19 protein-coding genes are annotated in these 13,458 nt (G+C 51.2%); 2 read left to right on the top strand and 17 right to left on the bottom strand.

Going from position 1 to position 13,458, the window contains the following annotated elements:
- Positions 1-5: 5 nt before the first annotated feature.
- From NM686_RS06015 to NM686_RS05950, 14 genes are all read right to left on the bottom strand, one after another.
- Positions 6-419, bottom strand: a complete 414-nt coding sequence (locus NM686_RS06015; protein WP_269022538.1) for a GFA family protein — start codon at positions 417-419, stop codon at positions 6-8.
- A 122-nt stretch (positions 420-541) separates the two neighbouring features.
- Positions 542-1,201, bottom strand: coding sequence for an HAD-IA family hydrolase (locus NM686_RS06010; protein WP_255186979.1), 660 nt, complete (start codon positions 1,199-1,201; stop codon positions 542-544).
- A gap of 87 nt (positions 1,202-1,288) precedes the next feature.
- The gene (locus tag NM686_RS06005) at positions 1,289-1,969 is read right to left on the bottom strand and encodes an HAD family hydrolase (protein ID WP_255186978.1); all 681 of its coding nucleotides are present in this window, start codon (positions 1,967-1,969) and stop codon (positions 1,289-1,291) included.
- Positions 1,970-2,087: 118 nt separating this feature from the next.
- Positions 2,088-2,654 (bottom strand): hypothetical protein, encoded by a 567-nt coding sequence (locus tag NM686_RS06000; protein ID WP_255186977.1) that lies wholly within the window; start codon positions 2,652-2,654, stop codon positions 2,088-2,090.
- A 41-nt stretch (positions 2,655-2,695) separates the two neighbouring features.
- Complete coding sequence (locus NM686_RS05995) at positions 2,696-3,178, bottom strand: GNAT family N-acetyltransferase (RefSeq protein WP_255186976.1); 483 nt, start codon at positions 3,176-3,178, stop codon at positions 2,696-2,698.
- A gap of 39 nt (positions 3,179-3,217) precedes the next feature.
- Entirely contained in the window at positions 3,218-3,901 is a 684-nt protein-coding gene (locus NM686_RS05990; RefSeq protein ID WP_255186975.1) for a class I SAM-dependent methyltransferase, read from the bottom strand.
- 36 nt (positions 3,902-3,937) lie between these two features.
- On the bottom strand, positions 3,938-4,339 hold the full coding sequence (locus tag NM686_RS05985) for a DUF4260 domain-containing protein (protein WP_255186974.1): 402 nt from the start codon (positions 4,337-4,339) through the stop codon (positions 3,938-3,940).
- A 205-nt stretch (positions 4,340-4,544) separates the two neighbouring features.
- Positions 4,545-5,348 (bottom strand): shikimate dehydrogenase family protein, encoded by an 804-nt coding sequence (locus tag NM686_RS05980; RefSeq protein ID WP_255186973.1) that lies wholly within the window; start codon positions 5,346-5,348, stop codon positions 4,545-4,547.
- A gap of 45 nt (positions 5,349-5,393) precedes the next feature.
- Entirely contained in the window at positions 5,394-5,954 is a 561-nt protein-coding gene (locus NM686_RS05975; protein WP_255186972.1) for a histidine phosphatase family protein, read from the bottom strand.
- A 58-nt stretch (positions 5,955-6,012) separates the two neighbouring features.
- On the bottom strand, positions 6,013-6,354 hold the full coding sequence (locus NM686_RS05970; protein ID WP_255186971.1) for a cupin domain-containing protein: 342 nt from the start codon (positions 6,352-6,354) through the stop codon (positions 6,013-6,015).
- Positions 6,355-6,361: 7 nt separating this feature from the next.
- Positions 6,362-6,793, bottom strand: coding sequence for a PaaI family thioesterase (locus tag NM686_RS05965; RefSeq protein WP_255186970.1), 432 nt, complete (start codon positions 6,791-6,793; stop codon positions 6,362-6,364).
- A gap of 47 nt (positions 6,794-6,840) precedes the next feature.
- A complete protein-coding gene (locus tag NM686_RS05960; RefSeq protein WP_255186969.1) occupies positions 6,841-7,386 on the bottom strand; it encodes a class IV adenylate cyclase in 546 nt (181 codons plus the stop codon).
- Between the two features lie 11 nt (positions 7,387-7,397).
- The gene (locus NM686_RS05955) at positions 7,398-8,498 is read right to left on the bottom strand and encodes an NAD(P)H-dependent oxidoreductase (protein WP_255186968.1); all 1,101 of its coding nucleotides are present in this window, start codon (positions 8,496-8,498) and stop codon (positions 7,398-7,400) included.
- A 7-nt stretch (positions 8,499-8,505) separates the two neighbouring features.
- Entirely contained in the window at positions 8,506-8,937 is a 432-nt protein-coding gene (locus tag NM686_RS05950) for a GNAT family N-acetyltransferase (protein WP_255186967.1), read from the bottom strand.
- Positions 8,938-9,160: 223 nt separating this feature from the next.
- On the opposite strand from NM686_RS05950, the gene NM686_RS05945 reads away from it, so the two are divergent.
- Positions 9,161-9,871 carry an autoinducer binding domain-containing protein gene (locus NM686_RS05945; protein ID WP_255186966.1) on the top strand — a complete coding sequence of 237 codons (711 nt, stop codon included), beginning with the start codon at positions 9,161-9,163 and terminating at the stop codon, positions 9,869-9,871.
- A gap of 207 nt (positions 9,872-10,078) precedes the next feature.
- On the opposite strand, the gene NM686_RS05940 is transcribed toward NM686_RS05945, so the two are convergent.
- Positions 10,079-10,627, bottom strand: a complete 549-nt coding sequence (locus tag NM686_RS05940) for an MAPEG family protein (protein ID WP_255186965.1) — start codon at positions 10,625-10,627, stop codon at positions 10,079-10,081.
- A gap of 108 nt (positions 10,628-10,735) precedes the next feature.
- Between NM686_RS05940 and NM686_RS05935 the strand changes: the two genes are divergently transcribed.
- Positions 10,736-11,152: a winged helix-turn-helix transcriptional regulator gene (locus tag NM686_RS05935; RefSeq protein WP_255186964.1), complete on the top strand. Its 417-nt coding sequence runs from the start codon at positions 10,736-10,738 to the stop codon at positions 11,150-11,152.
- Between the two features lie 294 nt (positions 11,153-11,446).
- Here the strand turns inward: NM686_RS05935 and NM686_RS05930 are convergent, their stop codons facing one another.
- Together NM686_RS05930 and ribB are read right to left on the bottom strand one after the other, a co-directional pair.
- Entirely contained in the window at positions 11,447-12,367 is a 921-nt protein-coding gene (locus NM686_RS05930; RefSeq protein ID WP_255186963.1) for an EamA family transporter, read from the bottom strand.
- Positions 12,368-12,731: 364 nt separating this feature from the next.
- The gene (gene ribB, locus NM686_RS05925; RefSeq protein ID WP_255186961.1) at positions 12,732-13,418 is read right to left on the bottom strand and encodes a 3,4-dihydroxy-2-butanone-4-phosphate synthase; all 687 of its coding nucleotides are present in this window, start codon (positions 13,416-13,418) and stop codon (positions 12,732-12,734) included.
- Positions 13,419-13,458 lie beyond the last annotated feature (40 nt).

Raw genomic sequence — 13,458 nt, 5'->3', positions numbered from 1 at the left:
TAGCACTATTCACTAGGTGCGGCTTCCACTGACTGAGGCAGATGATCGGCGATTACGAACCACGGCGCTTTTGAGCCGACCATGACATGGCGCATCGGTTTACAGCCTGGGTCACCATTTACCGTACCCAATGCTAACCCGAAAGCATCTGGAAACGCCTGATCTGCAATGTACTGCAAGGTAGAGCCGCACACCTTGCAAAATGTTCGCCGGACATCAGGGGATGAGCGATATTCTCCCAGTAGCTCACTCCCATGAATCCATCGAAAATCTCGATATTCTACGTATGCCCAAGTGGCAAATGCCGCGCCTTTCGCTTTTCGGCACATAGTGCAGTGGCAATTGTGGGCAAACCGTAGCGGGTTCGCTATTTCGTATTGGACGGCACCGCATAGGCAACTGCCTGTTAAATTACTCATGATGATTTACCTAGATACTGCCTTTGTCGCTATTATGTTAGTCATTCGGGTGACGACATGGATTGGTTTGGCGGATAGTTCGTTGAAGCGCTTGCCCATATCTGTCTCGGTGGATTGAATAGCTAACGGTTGGATTGGGTCATATTAGCAAATTGCTTGAGCAGTTGCGGCAGCTGCGACATATCATCAAATACAACATTGCCCGCGGCCTGATACGAAGTGGTCACGCCGGTTTGTACATAGTAAAGCGGCGTCATGCCTGCTGCTATGGCAGCCTCAATCCCCACTTCACTATCTTCAATCACCGCGCACTGACTAGGCACAAAGCCCATCGCATGGGCGGCATATTGGAATAAACCCGGATCGGGTTTCCATGAACCGATCTCATACGAACTGAATAGATTGTCACCAAAATAAGCGGCAAGACCACTGACTTTCAAGGCCTGACGGATTTTCGGAAGTGGTCCGCTGGAGGCAATGCATTTCGGCGAATTCAGGGTTGCGAGCATTTCCAAAACGCCTGGCATGGGTTTCAACTCACGCGCGAAGAGTTCCGCAACACGCTGGCGATAGTGCTGTTCAAACGAATTTTGCAGATTTAGGCCAAGACGGTTTTCAAGGTCAATCAGAATCGAGCTTAGTTTTTGGCCGCGATAGCGCTCGGTCAATGTCACCAGTGGATCATGCAATTGCGGAAGCAGATCGAGAAAGGCTTGATTGCACAGTCCCTCGCTGTCAACCAGCGTGCCGTCCAAATCGAAGATGACACAAATATTGTTCATCTACCGCGTTGCCTAATTGATACGCCATAGCTGGTCGGCTCCTGTCTTTTGGTCTGTATTTGCACTGAACCGTTCTCAGTTATCAAGTCATGCATTGACCAACAACTCGCGCGGAAATTGCTCAAAACTCTCGATCACGGTCGAGACGCCCTGGCAGCCGAGAAGCCTGTTATGCGTCTCAAGCGGACCAATACCGACGATATGGCCGATGTTGGCGGCATGGGCGGATTGGAAACCGGAAATGGCATCTTCGACAACTACGCATTCGTGCGGTAGTAAACCAATATTGCCCGCCGCCTTGGCATACATATCCGGCGCGGGCTTACCGGGAAGAGCGCCGTCATCGTAGACAATCCGTTGCAGATCGAACCACTTATCCAGACCGAGGTGCTGGGTGAAAAAATCCAGATTGGTTTTTTCGGAGGCTGTCGCGATGGTGCGCGGTATATCTTTGCTAGAAACGAAGTCGAGCAGTGCCTCGGCACCGGGAGACAAGACAAACATTTCTGGATTTTTTAAGCATAAATCTCGGTACATAGACTCTTTGATTTGGATCAGCTCAAGCAGCTCTTGCCCTTGAGGAGTTCGGTCGCTGAGATAGCACAAAATGTGACTATTGGTACGGCCATGCACATGGATTGAAAATTCGTTGTCGCTTAATGGTGAGCCTCTTAGTCGTAGCGCTGTCGCTTGCCAGGCCTGAACGTGAAACGGTGCGTCCCAAAGCAAAACGCCATTGAAATCAAAAATAATTCCTTTATATTTCATTATGATAGTGGGTAGTGATATGGATTGAGGTGCTGAGCAACCGGGCTAAATGACTGCCTAAAACTTATCGTACCAAGCCAATTTTTTGGATGAAACATAAGTCTAATAGACGCCATTTTTAGAGCACTCCACCCAGCGATTCTTTGAGCGGAATACCGGCATTAAGCCTGTACCAGTCATTGAACCGCTGACGATAGGATTCAAACGGCTGCTGCAGTTCTATCCGCGGATCGTTACTCAGGGCGTAGGCCATGCCTTCGATCAGCCACTGCTCTCCGGTTAGCAGCACCAGGCTGCCGAAATTATCAGCCTGCCAATGATGAATGAGTTCATGCGCCACGTAGTATTGCTGCCAACCGCGCGGCGCGATGGCGATAGCGAAACTGCCCAAGGTGAATCCAGCCTTGTTCGATAGGCCGAACGCGGACCGGCATTGCTCCGTGCTACAAAAGATGATTTTCGGCTCGCCGATAGACAAGCCCCATTGCGTGGCAAGATAACTTTTCGAGTCGTTGAGTAGAGATTCCGCCGCAGCAAGCCGAGATAAATCCTCTACGCATAGGTTTTGTTTGTTGCAATAGACGCCGAATGCTTCTGGAATCAGCACCCAAACTGGTCTGAAAAAAGCCAACGCGGAAATCGGCAACAGCAGGAGAATCACGACAAACCAACTACTGTATTTCATCAACCTTCCTCCATGGCAGCTAACGCAAAGCACACGATTGCTTAGCCATTTGTAGCTAAATTCTGTCTCATTTTCCGACCGCCAACCGGAATAAGACCATTATGCTGATAAAAACTTAATGTCCGCTCAAATTCCGGAAGCGGCGGCGTACATAACTCGATGCACGACCAAGCCCGCTGTTGCCCATAAATTCTAACCTGCTCAATCAACAGTGTACCGACACCCGAACAGCGAAACTCAGGAATGACGTAAAACTCTTGAATGACGCCGATTTTGCCGCCGGCATATAACGCATAGGTTTCGGTGATGGTCGAAACAGCCACTGGGATATCATCCGACCAGCCGATGATAGCCGCGTAGTGACCTGCGGATAACAAGGCTTCACAGCACTGAACCGTACCTGCCAAATCAATATCGAAATGCTGGGCATGAGTGCGCGCACAGATTTCCTGTGTAAGCTGGACGACCAGCGAGCCTATAATTTCTGCGTGGTCTGGCGTTGCTTGTATAAATTCCAGTTTCATTCGCGTACTCAGAGCGACAGTTGCTTTAATCCAAGTTCGTTATTTAGGCTTGATGACCAGCATTTGATTACCGCCGCGTTGAAATTCGTAATCAACCTTAACGATCTGCACATCAAAACCTCGGCTGGCAAATTCTTCGCTGACAAGAGAAAGATAAGGCGATACCGATCCATCCAGCGCAAGCAGCGGAAATACCCGCACCTCCCTAGCGACGCGTAACATTTCCTGTAACGCTTGAAGATGAAATTCTGCCGACAAGTGTGCGCTGTACAAAAACAGAAAATGCGACGACAAGGCAATATCGAATTTTCCGTTTTCGAAAGGCAGCGAAGGTAACTCTCCAGCTACATATCGGCCTTGTTGCTTGCCCAACTCGAAATCGGAGAGGAAAGTGTCCATGGCCGACATTCGGATTTCTCCGAGCGCTTCTATTGATGGAATGACATCCCATACGTAGTCGGTTTGGTTGTAACGCATTTGAGCCATGACAGTTTCATAGGTCTCCGCTATGCGGCTTTTAATCTGCTCGACATCAAAGATATAGACAGGATCAACAGAAACCACTGCACCGCCGCGTTTGGTCAGTTCAGCGTTGAATCCGGCAGGCCCGTCACCGCAACCCAAAATACGACTGCCAAGATCGGCCTCGGTCAGGCTAAACATGCTGACATATTCGGTGTATGAACGTCCCCAAGGTACGACCTTGTCGAGTGTAAAAGCCAATTCAATCTTCCTAAATGTTCTGGGTTTCTAATCTGGTTATTGCACTTCTGAATGTTTGACAGGAATTCGCCCGATGCGGCCAAGATGGGTAAAGCCGAATCCCTCCGGGTATTTGAGGCCGTAACCCAGAGCCCGATCAAAACCAATATGGGCACACCAGATTAAACCTGCACATTGAAGTGCCGGGGACGGCACCACAAAACCGATTACCAGGCTGGCAACGGCACCGAGGTATGAGTGCGCAGTGTTATAGCTAATGGCGCCCACTTTGGCTCCGGTGAAATAACCCAGCAAAGAAATATCGGGGACCAGGAAGTAGATTGCGAACGTGCTCCAGTCCAGATCGAATTTTGCATAAGCGAGGCAGGCGGCAACCAGAACGCAAAATCCCTCCAGCCGCAATAAAACACGAACGGTGCCTGTTGTTTCACCTAGCATTTGAACTCCAGCAATTTCTGCATAGAAACGGATTGTTTTGGGTTAATTACAACCCGGATGATGTCTTGCAACAACTGTCAGTATTGACAGGGTATGGTGCGAAACTTGTAATTTCCGGCGCGCAGCTCGCTTATTATCCGGCTATCACTGCAACTGCAGTTTAGGAGTTGCTCTGTATCGACAAGCTATCTTGGCATATTGCATATTACTCGGCTCCCATGAACGCCAACATGAGATTCATTTGTGCAGCCAACATAGGAACGCCAGTGTGGACGACCTTCCCCTGATCGGACGCTTCCTGGAGTAGCGGCGTCATTTCCGGCGCGATCACACACTCGGCTATCAGATCGCAGCGCGCGATCAGCGATTTGCTAATCGGCAGATCATCATTTGGTTTCATGCCGAGAGAAGTGCCGTTGATCGCGATATCGTAGTGCGATGTTGCATGAATTTCTGTTGTGCCCTCGACTTGAGGATAAACATGGGTAACTCGCTCCAACAGACCTCTGGCTCTTTCCGGTGCTCGATTCTGTATGCTGAGTGAAGCGCAGCCGTTTTTTGCAAGGGCAAAAGCAATAGCCGATGCCGCACCTCCGGCCCCGACAAGAAGGACGCGTGCACCTTTCACACTGTATCCGGCGCCGGCTAGTCCGGCAATAAAACCCTCGCCGTCCAGCATGGTGCCGATGAGGCGGCCGTCTCGGTTTCGGCGAACCACATTCACGGCGCCGACCAGGCGTGCCTCTGGGGTAAGTTCATCGACTAAACTGGCGGTAAAGATTTTATGAGGCATGGAGACGACTGCGCCTCCGAAGTTTTTCATAGCGCGCAGGCCCGCAATAAATGCGGGAAAGCCTTCTGCCGAGACTTGCATGGGAAGCATTGCAAAGGCCCCCAAGAGTCCCCGTTCATCCAGTAATGTGTTTGCCATGACCGGCGTTCTAGCCTGGCTGACGGGGTCGGCTATTACGCCGAGTATTTTGGTGTTGCCGGTAATGGATGCAAGCATGTTTTTTGGATTCTGCATAAAAGTGAGGCGTTGTCCCTTTGAATGTCATGTTGCACGATAGTGATATACCCCATATTCCCAATAGCCGCCGCCCGGCTTTGAGGGACCAACCCAGTTTCTGGCTAACAACTCCTGGGCTATGAAGTAATTAACGAAACCATGGCCCACCAGCAAGACATTTTTATGCTCATGCGCCACGTCTATTAATGTCGACGCCGCAACTTGCGCCCTCTTTTTTGCCATTAACAACGACTCACCGTTTCGCGAGAAACCAACGGCAGACAGACATCGCAGTAGCACACCACAGGCACCAACCGACATCGTCAACGAACCCTTTTTGAAATGAGGAATAGCAATTTCCCGAAACACTGAGTCGCTCAGCAAAATATCGCCAAATCCCAGTGCCTTGGCCGATTCCAAAGAACGAGTAAAATCGCTACAAACGGCGACATGGCATGCCGATGCGAGCTGCTTTGCGTTTTCCGGCGGTTCGTCCGCTATACCGGATAAATCATAACGGCTGATAATCTGGCCAACGTCCCGCGCCTTGGCCTTGCCTTTTAGCTCGAACGTGGGCTTACCGTGCCTGATTAATGTAATTTCCATTACTTAACTTGCAATATAACCTGGAACTAAGGCGCTGGCGTTACATTTGAGCATCATGTTAAACCTCTACACGGTCACTCAGTGTAGCCGGATGAGAGATCACCAGGAACTGGACGTCAGCACTCGATTCATTCCTGAATTGGTGTGGCGTACCGGGAGCCACCTCAATGCCTTGCCCTTCGGATAGCTGGATGCGTTTGCCGTTTATTTCCATGATGGCATCCCCTCGCAAAATGTAGAAAAACTGGCGAGCGCTTACATGATAGTGACGTACTTCGCATGCGCCCCGCGGCACGCGTTCGGAGATAACCGACATGTCGGTTCGTTTTACAAGATGCCAGCCGTCGCAGGCATCGCCCCAATGGTAGTGCTCGGCGGATGATCGGTCGATTGCTTGCATAAAAGGCCTAAGGTAAATTAGGGGTATCGCGGACAATAAACCACTCGACTATTGCAGACAGGACTACAACGCCGGCTCCATCGACAACCTCTACCGGAATAGGCGCCGATACCCGCCCGCGAGACGCGAACTCGGTCGACCAGCGGACAAGTTCGTCAGAGGCTACTTCGCATCGGGCGGATACCTGACCAGACGCTGGTTTACGAAACTTGGCTTCGAGCTTTCTCACGACCGGAATCACTCCGGTTTCGTTAGCAAAGTGTTGCGAAAGGAATATACCGGAACCCGCCTCGGCAACCGCTAATAAGGCACTGCCATGAACGGTGCCGAGATGATTGGTGTATTGCAGTTTATCGGGCAAGCAAACTAAAAAGCCGCTATCCGGATGGGCGAGCTCCAGTCCGATAAGCCGATTGAAGGGTAATTGCGAGACGTCCATGGAAATTCCTCTCTGATTCTTGCTATTCATTTCAAGCGTGTACTGATTTACTGATTGTCAGGCTGGTGGATTACCTTGCCAGGCAATCTTGCCAATAGATCCACATACGCTTCCTCTATCAGCCATTGATGGCTGATGCCCAGTTTTTCCAGTAATTCATGAGCAATGGACAAGCCGGCTTCGTTAGCTTCGTCTTCGGCAAGCACCACTTCCAATTCCAGAAAATCACCCAGCCCTTCGACTTTATCCAAATGCATTCGGGTTCTGCCGACCATGAACAATGTGCGGTGTTTTCGCACCCTACCGCTTTCACCATAAGCAAGCGTCAAGCTTTGCCGGAGCGTATCCGGCGATGCGGTGGGCGAAATCACATAAAAAGACTGCTTTGGACCTGCGCTGTCGGGACGCTGATAGAAAATCAGCTGTCCATCATGATCGGAGAAGGCACGAAGTTTCAGTCTGCCATTAGCGCAAGGAAAAAAGGTATCGTCTTGGATGATTTCGATGGGCCCTTCATCGGCAATATTGACCACCAGCGGCCATAATGATTGGATGCTGTCGATTCGCGCTTTGATTTCAATATTTCTGGCCATATTCGCTTCTGTTAGACCGTATGATTTTGAAGGTCAACGTCCGGCAAGTTGTTATAAACCTGCTCGATAGTTTGGTGTTCGGTTAGGACTTTGACGACGGCCGGCGGGGGCTCAGCCCGGATGCCTGGTAAATCTTGTTCCAAAGGATTAACGATCGGAAACGCCAATTTCTCCAGCGGCGGGCAAAAGTCCGCTGCCACGCCAGGTTTATTGCCGCGCGCATCGATCCGGTACCAGCCGTATTGTTGCAGGTAAACCGCGTTCAAACCGTGCAGGCAATAAGGCGGTTGGTCACCGTCTATCGTCAACCGCTGGTAACAAAGCCCGGCCGGAATGCCATTGGCGCGCAACAGCGCCGCCAGCAAATGGCTTTTAGCGTAACAGAATCCGTTGCCATGGATTAACACCTCGGAGGCTTTACAGGTCACGGGATTCAGTCGGTAGTCCCAACCATGCTTGATCTCGTCGCGGACGAATTCGAAACAGCGTTTGGCGATTTCTTCCTCGTCGGCGCAGCCGTCCGCCAATTTTGCGGCTTGCGCGACGACGGCGGGATGTTGGTTGTCGATATAAAGGCTACTGTTCAGGTATGGCTTCATCGCCGCGCGTTCGATTTCCACTATTACGCCGGTGAGTAAAGAGACTATTTCTGGCATAGCCAGCAGATCTGCGTCGCCGATATTAGCGCTTGGCAACGGCAAGGTGATCGATGCCGCTTCGATCAGCTTGGCCGACATGGTGATCAAGGTTTCCCGGAGTGCGGCGTCGGCGTGGTGGGCGCGCGGCGTCGCGTTCAATACTGCTACCGGTTTATCAGCAAAGCCCTCGAATGCCACCAACCAATCTAGCGCGTTTTTGATGGTGCCGGTGACGCCGTGGGCATATTCCGGGCTGGCAATCAGCAAGGCATCCGCCGAGGCCACTTCGCGGCGTAATTGCGCCGCGACGGACGGAGGCGAGCTCTCTAAATCCGGATTGTATAAAGGCAAGTCGCCAAGCCCGGTAAACAAATAAACTTCGATCGAGGCCGGCGCCAGAACTCTTAGGGCGCGCAGCACGGCGGAATTGATGGAAGCCGCCCGCAAACTGCCCGATAAAGCCAATATTTTCATTGCAAAGCTAGGCGTTGAATGTCAGGGAAAAGTGATGGCTGCTGAGTTGAAAGCCCTTGTTAAGATACAATCGATGAGCATGATGGCGATGATAGCCGGAATCCAAATGCACGCCCCGGCAACCGTGCGCTTGCGCATGCTCGATCAGCCAATCGAGCAAGGCGCCGGCAAATCCTTGTGAAGTCTCGCCGCTTAGCGTGGCCAAATCGTCGACATACAGTATTTTGCCCCAGGCCAAAAATTCGGCGAAACGAAACCCCGCCACGCTTTTAACGGCGCCTTGCTGTCTAACAGCCAGAATTTGGTAGGACTGCGCTTGCTGGCGGCGAACCTGGGCCAGAAACCTGTCCTGCTCGAGATGCGGGCGCAACTCGCTGAACACCGGAAAACAGGCTTGAATGTCGGCGTCGGTATCGGCAATGAAAATATCGAGAGTCATCGGGTGTGGCTTAACGGTCAAAAAGAGGATAATGGCTTAAAGACAAAATACAGGGTATAGCCGAAACATCTACCAACTTTGTTAGATTAGACGCTATTTGCAATCGCCTAACAACTGTCAATATTGTCAGCTTTTATTGGTGGTAAAGTTTCAAGACAGATAGAGTTTAGGTATTCTCACCCTTTATCATAAGCTTTCGAACAGTTCTAATGACGGTAAACCCATGAAAGCTTGGCAAGAGATTCAACTTCAAGCGCTGCAGACTAGCGATAGTGAGCATCAGCTTTTTCAAACCATTGTTTCGCTGGGTGCGGAGTTGGGTTTTGACTACTGTGCCTACGGACTCAGGTTGGCGCTGCCGCTGAGCAATCCGAAGATCGTGAAAAAGAGTAATTATCCATCGGCTTGGCAAGTGCAGTATCAGGCTAAAAACTATTGTGCGGTCGATCCTACCGTCAAACACGCCCTCCGTTCGCCTCTGCCTATCCTGTGGACAGACGGTTTGTTCACTTCGACGGCGGCGTTTTGGGAGGAAGCACGTTCGTTCGGTTTGCGTTATGGTTGGGCGCAATCCATGCGGGATGTCCATGGCGCAACCGGCATGCTCACGTTAGCGCGATCCGATGAGCCGCTTAGCGAAACCGAGCTTGCGGCCAAGGCTTTCAAAATGGCTTGGTTGGCCCAAAATGCGCATATTGTGTTGTCGCGCCGCTTGTTGCCAAAATTGCTGCCGGAAGCGGATACGAAATTATCGAACCGCGAGATTGCGGTATTACGCTGGACTGCCGATGGCAAGACTTCTGGCGAAATAGCCAGCATCATGAAAATAACCGAGCGGACCGTTAATTTTCATATCAGCAATGCCGCGACGAAATTGAATGCGGCCAACAAAACCTCGGCAGCCGTCAAAGCGGCGATGCTCGGTTTTTTATAAAAACCACGCTGTTGAATCTGATTACCGAATCCTTGTGATCATTGCGGAAACGAACTTCGGACCTGTAAAGCGTCTTTCAGCGATCGGGAACCCCTGATCTAATAGAAGGCGCGGTCCAGCTGGAAAATGACACTGATTTTCGCAAGCAATACAGGAGCACTGGATTAATTTCTAACGGTCATCAATCCGCCCGGATTCCATACACGCTTAGCCAAATCCAACCACCGTCACAAAGCGAAACCAAAGAGTACCTAGAATGATGCAGCTTGACGCCCAAGTCGCGAAGCGATACGGCACCCAGTTTACCGCCATATAAATAAATGCATGGGCATACCTGAGTACAACAAAAGCCCACGCAAGAGCGATTTGAACGTTGTCAGCTTCTTTCACTACCAACATCAATAGACAAATCACATAAAAAAGCGGTGGTACTTGCATCAGATTATTGAAAGTTCGAGCCGGACGCTCTAATCGATCATCAGCCGGGATATCCGACTTGTAATCCGCGAAATACCCGATCGATGCATGTCCTCGAATAACGGCAACATTGCGTGCGACGACCATAATCAGCCATACCAAAGCCGTCAGCGTAAAGAGCGCAGCCATGGGAGAAACAAGCAACTCCGGTCGCACAGAGTGATGTTCACCGGCTAATAGCCAGAATAACCAAGCTACGACCGAGCCGACAATGATGCAAGGAGCTGTGTAAATCCGCAGCAACGAGATATTGGTGGCAGTAGAATTTATTGGCGACATATACGATTTCCTTATGAACGTGGTTTGCGGAATAAGCCCCGGTTGATATACTTGCAATATGCAACTAATTATCCCATTTCAATTGCAAAACGCAAGTAAATAAGCCAGATGTCCGACCTGAAGCTCGAAAATAGATGCCCAATTGATTATGCCCTCGAAGTGTTCGGAGACCGATGGACTCTGATCGTACTCCGCGATCTGATGCTAAGTGGCAAACGGCACTACCGAGAGCTGATGACGTCGAAAGAAGGCATCGCAACTAACATTCTGGCTTCGCGATTGAAGAAAATGGAAGCGGACGGACTCGTTATCCGCAAACATAAGCCCGAAGACAAACGCCAAGTGTTTTATGAGCTAACGGACAAAGCACTTGATCTGGTCCCTGTGCTACTCGAAATTAGCCGCTGGAGCGTGATTTACGACAAACATACGGCAGCCCCACCGGAACTCATGCGCCGCTATCAAGAAGAGCCGCAGCAGCTAATAGCAGATTTGCAGGAAACGGCACGGGTCCGGCAAACCTGATCGTGTTTGCAACAAAAACGAAAATTTGGATGTGGCTTTCTACTCCTTTTGCCAGGTCAAAATTTTGTAAGGCATTTTTACAACGCCCATCCCCCGGAAATTTTGGACTGATCGCAGATACCAGTCATCAACAAGACCGGCAACAGCCGGAACAGCAGGTCAATTCGACTCGTCGTGCCGCTAAAACCTGCCACACACACATCGACCGTTCGATTATGGGCACACAACCTCAGGGTATTTCGTCTTTTGCATTCAGCGCCGAGACTCAAGTGGGTTCACTTGTGTCGAGGTGCATCATTTGCTCGCGCCACGCTCCGCTACCAGCTTGGCCCTGGAAGCTTGAGAGCTGTTCATGAATATGATCGAGCCGATGATGACAGTCGATGCACTCAGAATGCGCGGCGTCAGCGGTTCTTGCGCAAACCAGTTGCCTAAAAACACCGCCACCAGCGGATTAACATAGGCATAGGTCGCAACCAGCGAAATCGGCGCATTCTGCAGCAACCAAGCATAAGATGCGAAACCGATCATCGAGCCAAACACTATCAGATACACCAAGGCCAGCCATGAGTCGGCCGATACCTGGGTAAGACTGAAGATGCTCCATTGTTCGCTTAGAACACTGACAACCAACAACGCAAATCCCCCGGCCAGCATTTCCGCGCCCGTCGTCATCAACGCCGTTTTCGGCAAATCCGCGGTCTTGCTATAGATAGAACCAACGGCCCAAAGCAAACTGGCGAGCAATAGCGCCGCCACACCGGGCATATTTAACGGCATACCGTCCGAAAACGTCGATGGACCGACCAGCAGGTAAATCCCCATGAAACCAGTGACCAGGCCGATCAATACGCGTAGCGTCGGCCTAGCGCCGTTAGGTCTGAGTGCGTCGGCAATCACCAGAAACATAGGCACGGCACCGATGATCAGCGCGGCGACGCCGGACGGGACGGTTTGTTCGGCCCAACAGACCAAACCGTTGCCGCCGAGCAATAACAAAGTGCCGACAATGGCGGCTGAACGCCACTGCCGCAAGGTCGGCACGGCATCGCCGGACAGACGCCGCCAAGCCAGCAAAATGACGCCGGACACGACAAAACGCAATCCGGCCGAGAAAAATGGCGGCAGCGTCTCGACCACAAAGCGGATCATCAAATAAGTCGATCCCCACACCAGATAAACGGCCAACAACGCCGCCCAAATCTTCGCATTCATTCTTCGAACGCCTGACTAATTTCAGTTTCTACTTGCGCCTCTGCCAGCCAAGGGCGTAAGGGCCAGAGCGAATAATTTTTGTTGCCGATGATTAAGGTTAGCGCCAAGTGACATCCTAATAGGTGGAAAATTGGTTAAAAGTTATCGAAGCTTTGCTACAAAATGGGTTGCGGACCACCGCACTTTTCAGCGAAACCAAGCGTAAGGCCGCAATGACGTCGCGCGTTCACCAGATCAAATCGGCAAACAATAGGCGCTTAATTTGGATACTCAAATCTCAGATTCTTGCGGTTAAATTAGATAACCACGACTATCCGATTAAAAACAGCAACCCCAGCGCGACGGCTGGAGTTGCTGATTAGCGTCAAGCGATAGCTGTCAAACGTTCCGATACCAAAGATAACGCCGGCGATTCGCGTGTCAAACGGTAGGCAATCACATCAGCGACGGTCAATACCGGCATCTGATGGCAACGGCCAAACTCGACGATTTCCGCCAGGCGCGCCATCGAGCCGTCGGGGTTAGTCAGTTCGCACAACACGCCGTACGGCTTAAGCCCAGCCAACCGCATTAAATCCACCGTCACTTCGGTATGACCGGCGCGCTCCAATACGCCGCCCGGACGAGCCTTTAACGGAAATACATGGCCGGGTCGGCGTAAATCTTCCGCTTTGGCATCGTCCGCAATCGCTGCTTGCACAGTCCGTACCCGGTCGGCCGCCGAGACGCCGGTGGTAACACCATGTGCCGCTTCGATTGAGACGGTAAAAGCCGTACTGTAGCGGCTGGAATTATGCTCCGCCATCATCGGTAACCCTAAAGATTGGGTTTTTTCTTCCGGCAAGCAAAGGCAAACGATGCCGCTGCAATGTCGGATCAGCATAGCCATTTGCGGCACACTGAGGGTTTCGGCGGCAAATATGAGGTCGCCCTCGTTCTCGCGCGCCTCGTCATCGGTGACTAACACTCCCTGCCCTCGACGCAAAGCGGCTAACGCGTATTCCACGCGTTCGTTCGCATCGCCGAACGGAGTCAATAAAGTCTGATTCATGGTAAAACTCCTAATAAGTTATGGAAGCACCAGAATCAGG

Origin of the sequence: Methylomonas rapida, assembly GCF_024360925.2 — a bacterium.
GTDB classification, from domain to species: domain Bacteria; phylum Pseudomonadota; class Gammaproteobacteria; order Methylococcales; family Methylomonadaceae; genus Methylomonas; species Methylomonas rapida.
Note: the sequence above shows the minus strand (reverse complement) of the source record. Positions and strands in the feature narration are given on the sequence as shown.

What these genes read in the sequence shown, in the direction of transcription:
- NM686_RS06015 (WP_269022538.1), bottom strand. Translation starts at nt 419, where the DNA reads ATGAGTAATTTAACAGGCAGTTGCCTATGCGGTGCCGTCCAATACGAA.
- NM686_RS06010 (WP_255186979.1), bottom strand. Translation starts at nt 1,201, where the DNA reads ATGAACAATATTTGTGTCATCTTCGATTTGGACGGCACGCTGGTTGAC.
- NM686_RS06005 (WP_255186978.1), bottom strand. Translation starts at nt 1,969, where the DNA reads ATGAAATATAAAGGAATTATTTTTGATTTCAATGGCGTTTTGCTTTGG.
- NM686_RS06000 (WP_255186977.1), bottom strand. Translation starts at nt 2,654, where the DNA reads ATGAAATACAGTAGTTGGTTTGTCGTGATTCTCCTGCTGTTGCCGATT.
- NM686_RS05995 (WP_255186976.1), bottom strand. Translation starts at nt 3,178, where the DNA reads ATGAAACTGGAATTTATACAAGCAACGCCAGACCACGCAGAAATTATA.
- NM686_RS05985 (WP_255186974.1), bottom strand. Translation starts at nt 4,339, where the DNA reads ATGCTAGGTGAAACAACAGGCACCGTTCGTGTTTTATTGCGGCTGGAG.
- NM686_RS05980 (WP_255186973.1), bottom strand. Translation starts at nt 5,348, where the DNA reads ATGCTTGCATCCATTACCGGCAACACCAAAATACTCGGCGTAATAGCC.
- NM686_RS05975 (WP_255186972.1), bottom strand. Translation starts at nt 5,954, where the DNA reads ATGGAAATTACATTAATCAGGCACGGTAAGCCCACGTTCGAGCTAAAA.
- NM686_RS05970 (WP_255186971.1), bottom strand. Translation starts at nt 6,354, where the DNA reads ATGCAAGCAATCGACCGATCATCCGCCGAGCACTACCATTGGGGCGAT.
- NM686_RS05965 (WP_255186970.1), bottom strand. Translation starts at nt 6,793, where the DNA reads ATGGACGTCTCGCAATTACCCTTCAATCGGCTTATCGGACTGGAGCTC.
- NM686_RS05960 (WP_255186969.1), bottom strand. Translation starts at nt 7,386, where the DNA reads ATGGCCAGAAATATTGAAATCAAAGCGCGAATCGACAGCATCCAATCA.
- NM686_RS05955 (WP_255186968.1), bottom strand. Translation starts at nt 8,498, where the DNA reads ATGAAAATATTGGCTTTATCGGGCAGTTTGCGGGCGGCTTCCATCAAT.
- NM686_RS05950 (WP_255186967.1), bottom strand. Translation starts at nt 8,937, where the DNA reads ATGACTCTCGATATTTTCATTGCCGATACCGACGCCGACATTCAAGCC.
- NM686_RS05945 (WP_255186966.1), top strand. Translation starts at nt 9,161, where the DNA reads ATGAAAGCTTGGCAAGAGATTCAACTTCAAGCGCTGCAGACTAGCGAT.
- NM686_RS05940 (WP_255186965.1), bottom strand. Translation starts at nt 10,627, where the DNA reads ATGTCGCCAATAAATTCTACTGCCACCAATATCTCGTTGCTGCGGATT.
- NM686_RS05935 (WP_255186964.1), top strand. Translation starts at nt 10,736, where the DNA reads ATGTCCGACCTGAAGCTCGAAAATAGATGCCCAATTGATTATGCCCTC.
- NM686_RS05930 (WP_255186963.1), bottom strand. Translation starts at nt 12,367, where the DNA reads ATGAATGCGAAGATTTGGGCGGCGTTGTTGGCCGTTTATCTGGTGTGG.
- ribB (WP_255186961.1), bottom strand. Translation starts at nt 13,418, where the DNA reads ATGAATCAGACTTTATTGACTCCGTTCGGCGATGCGAACGAACGCGTG.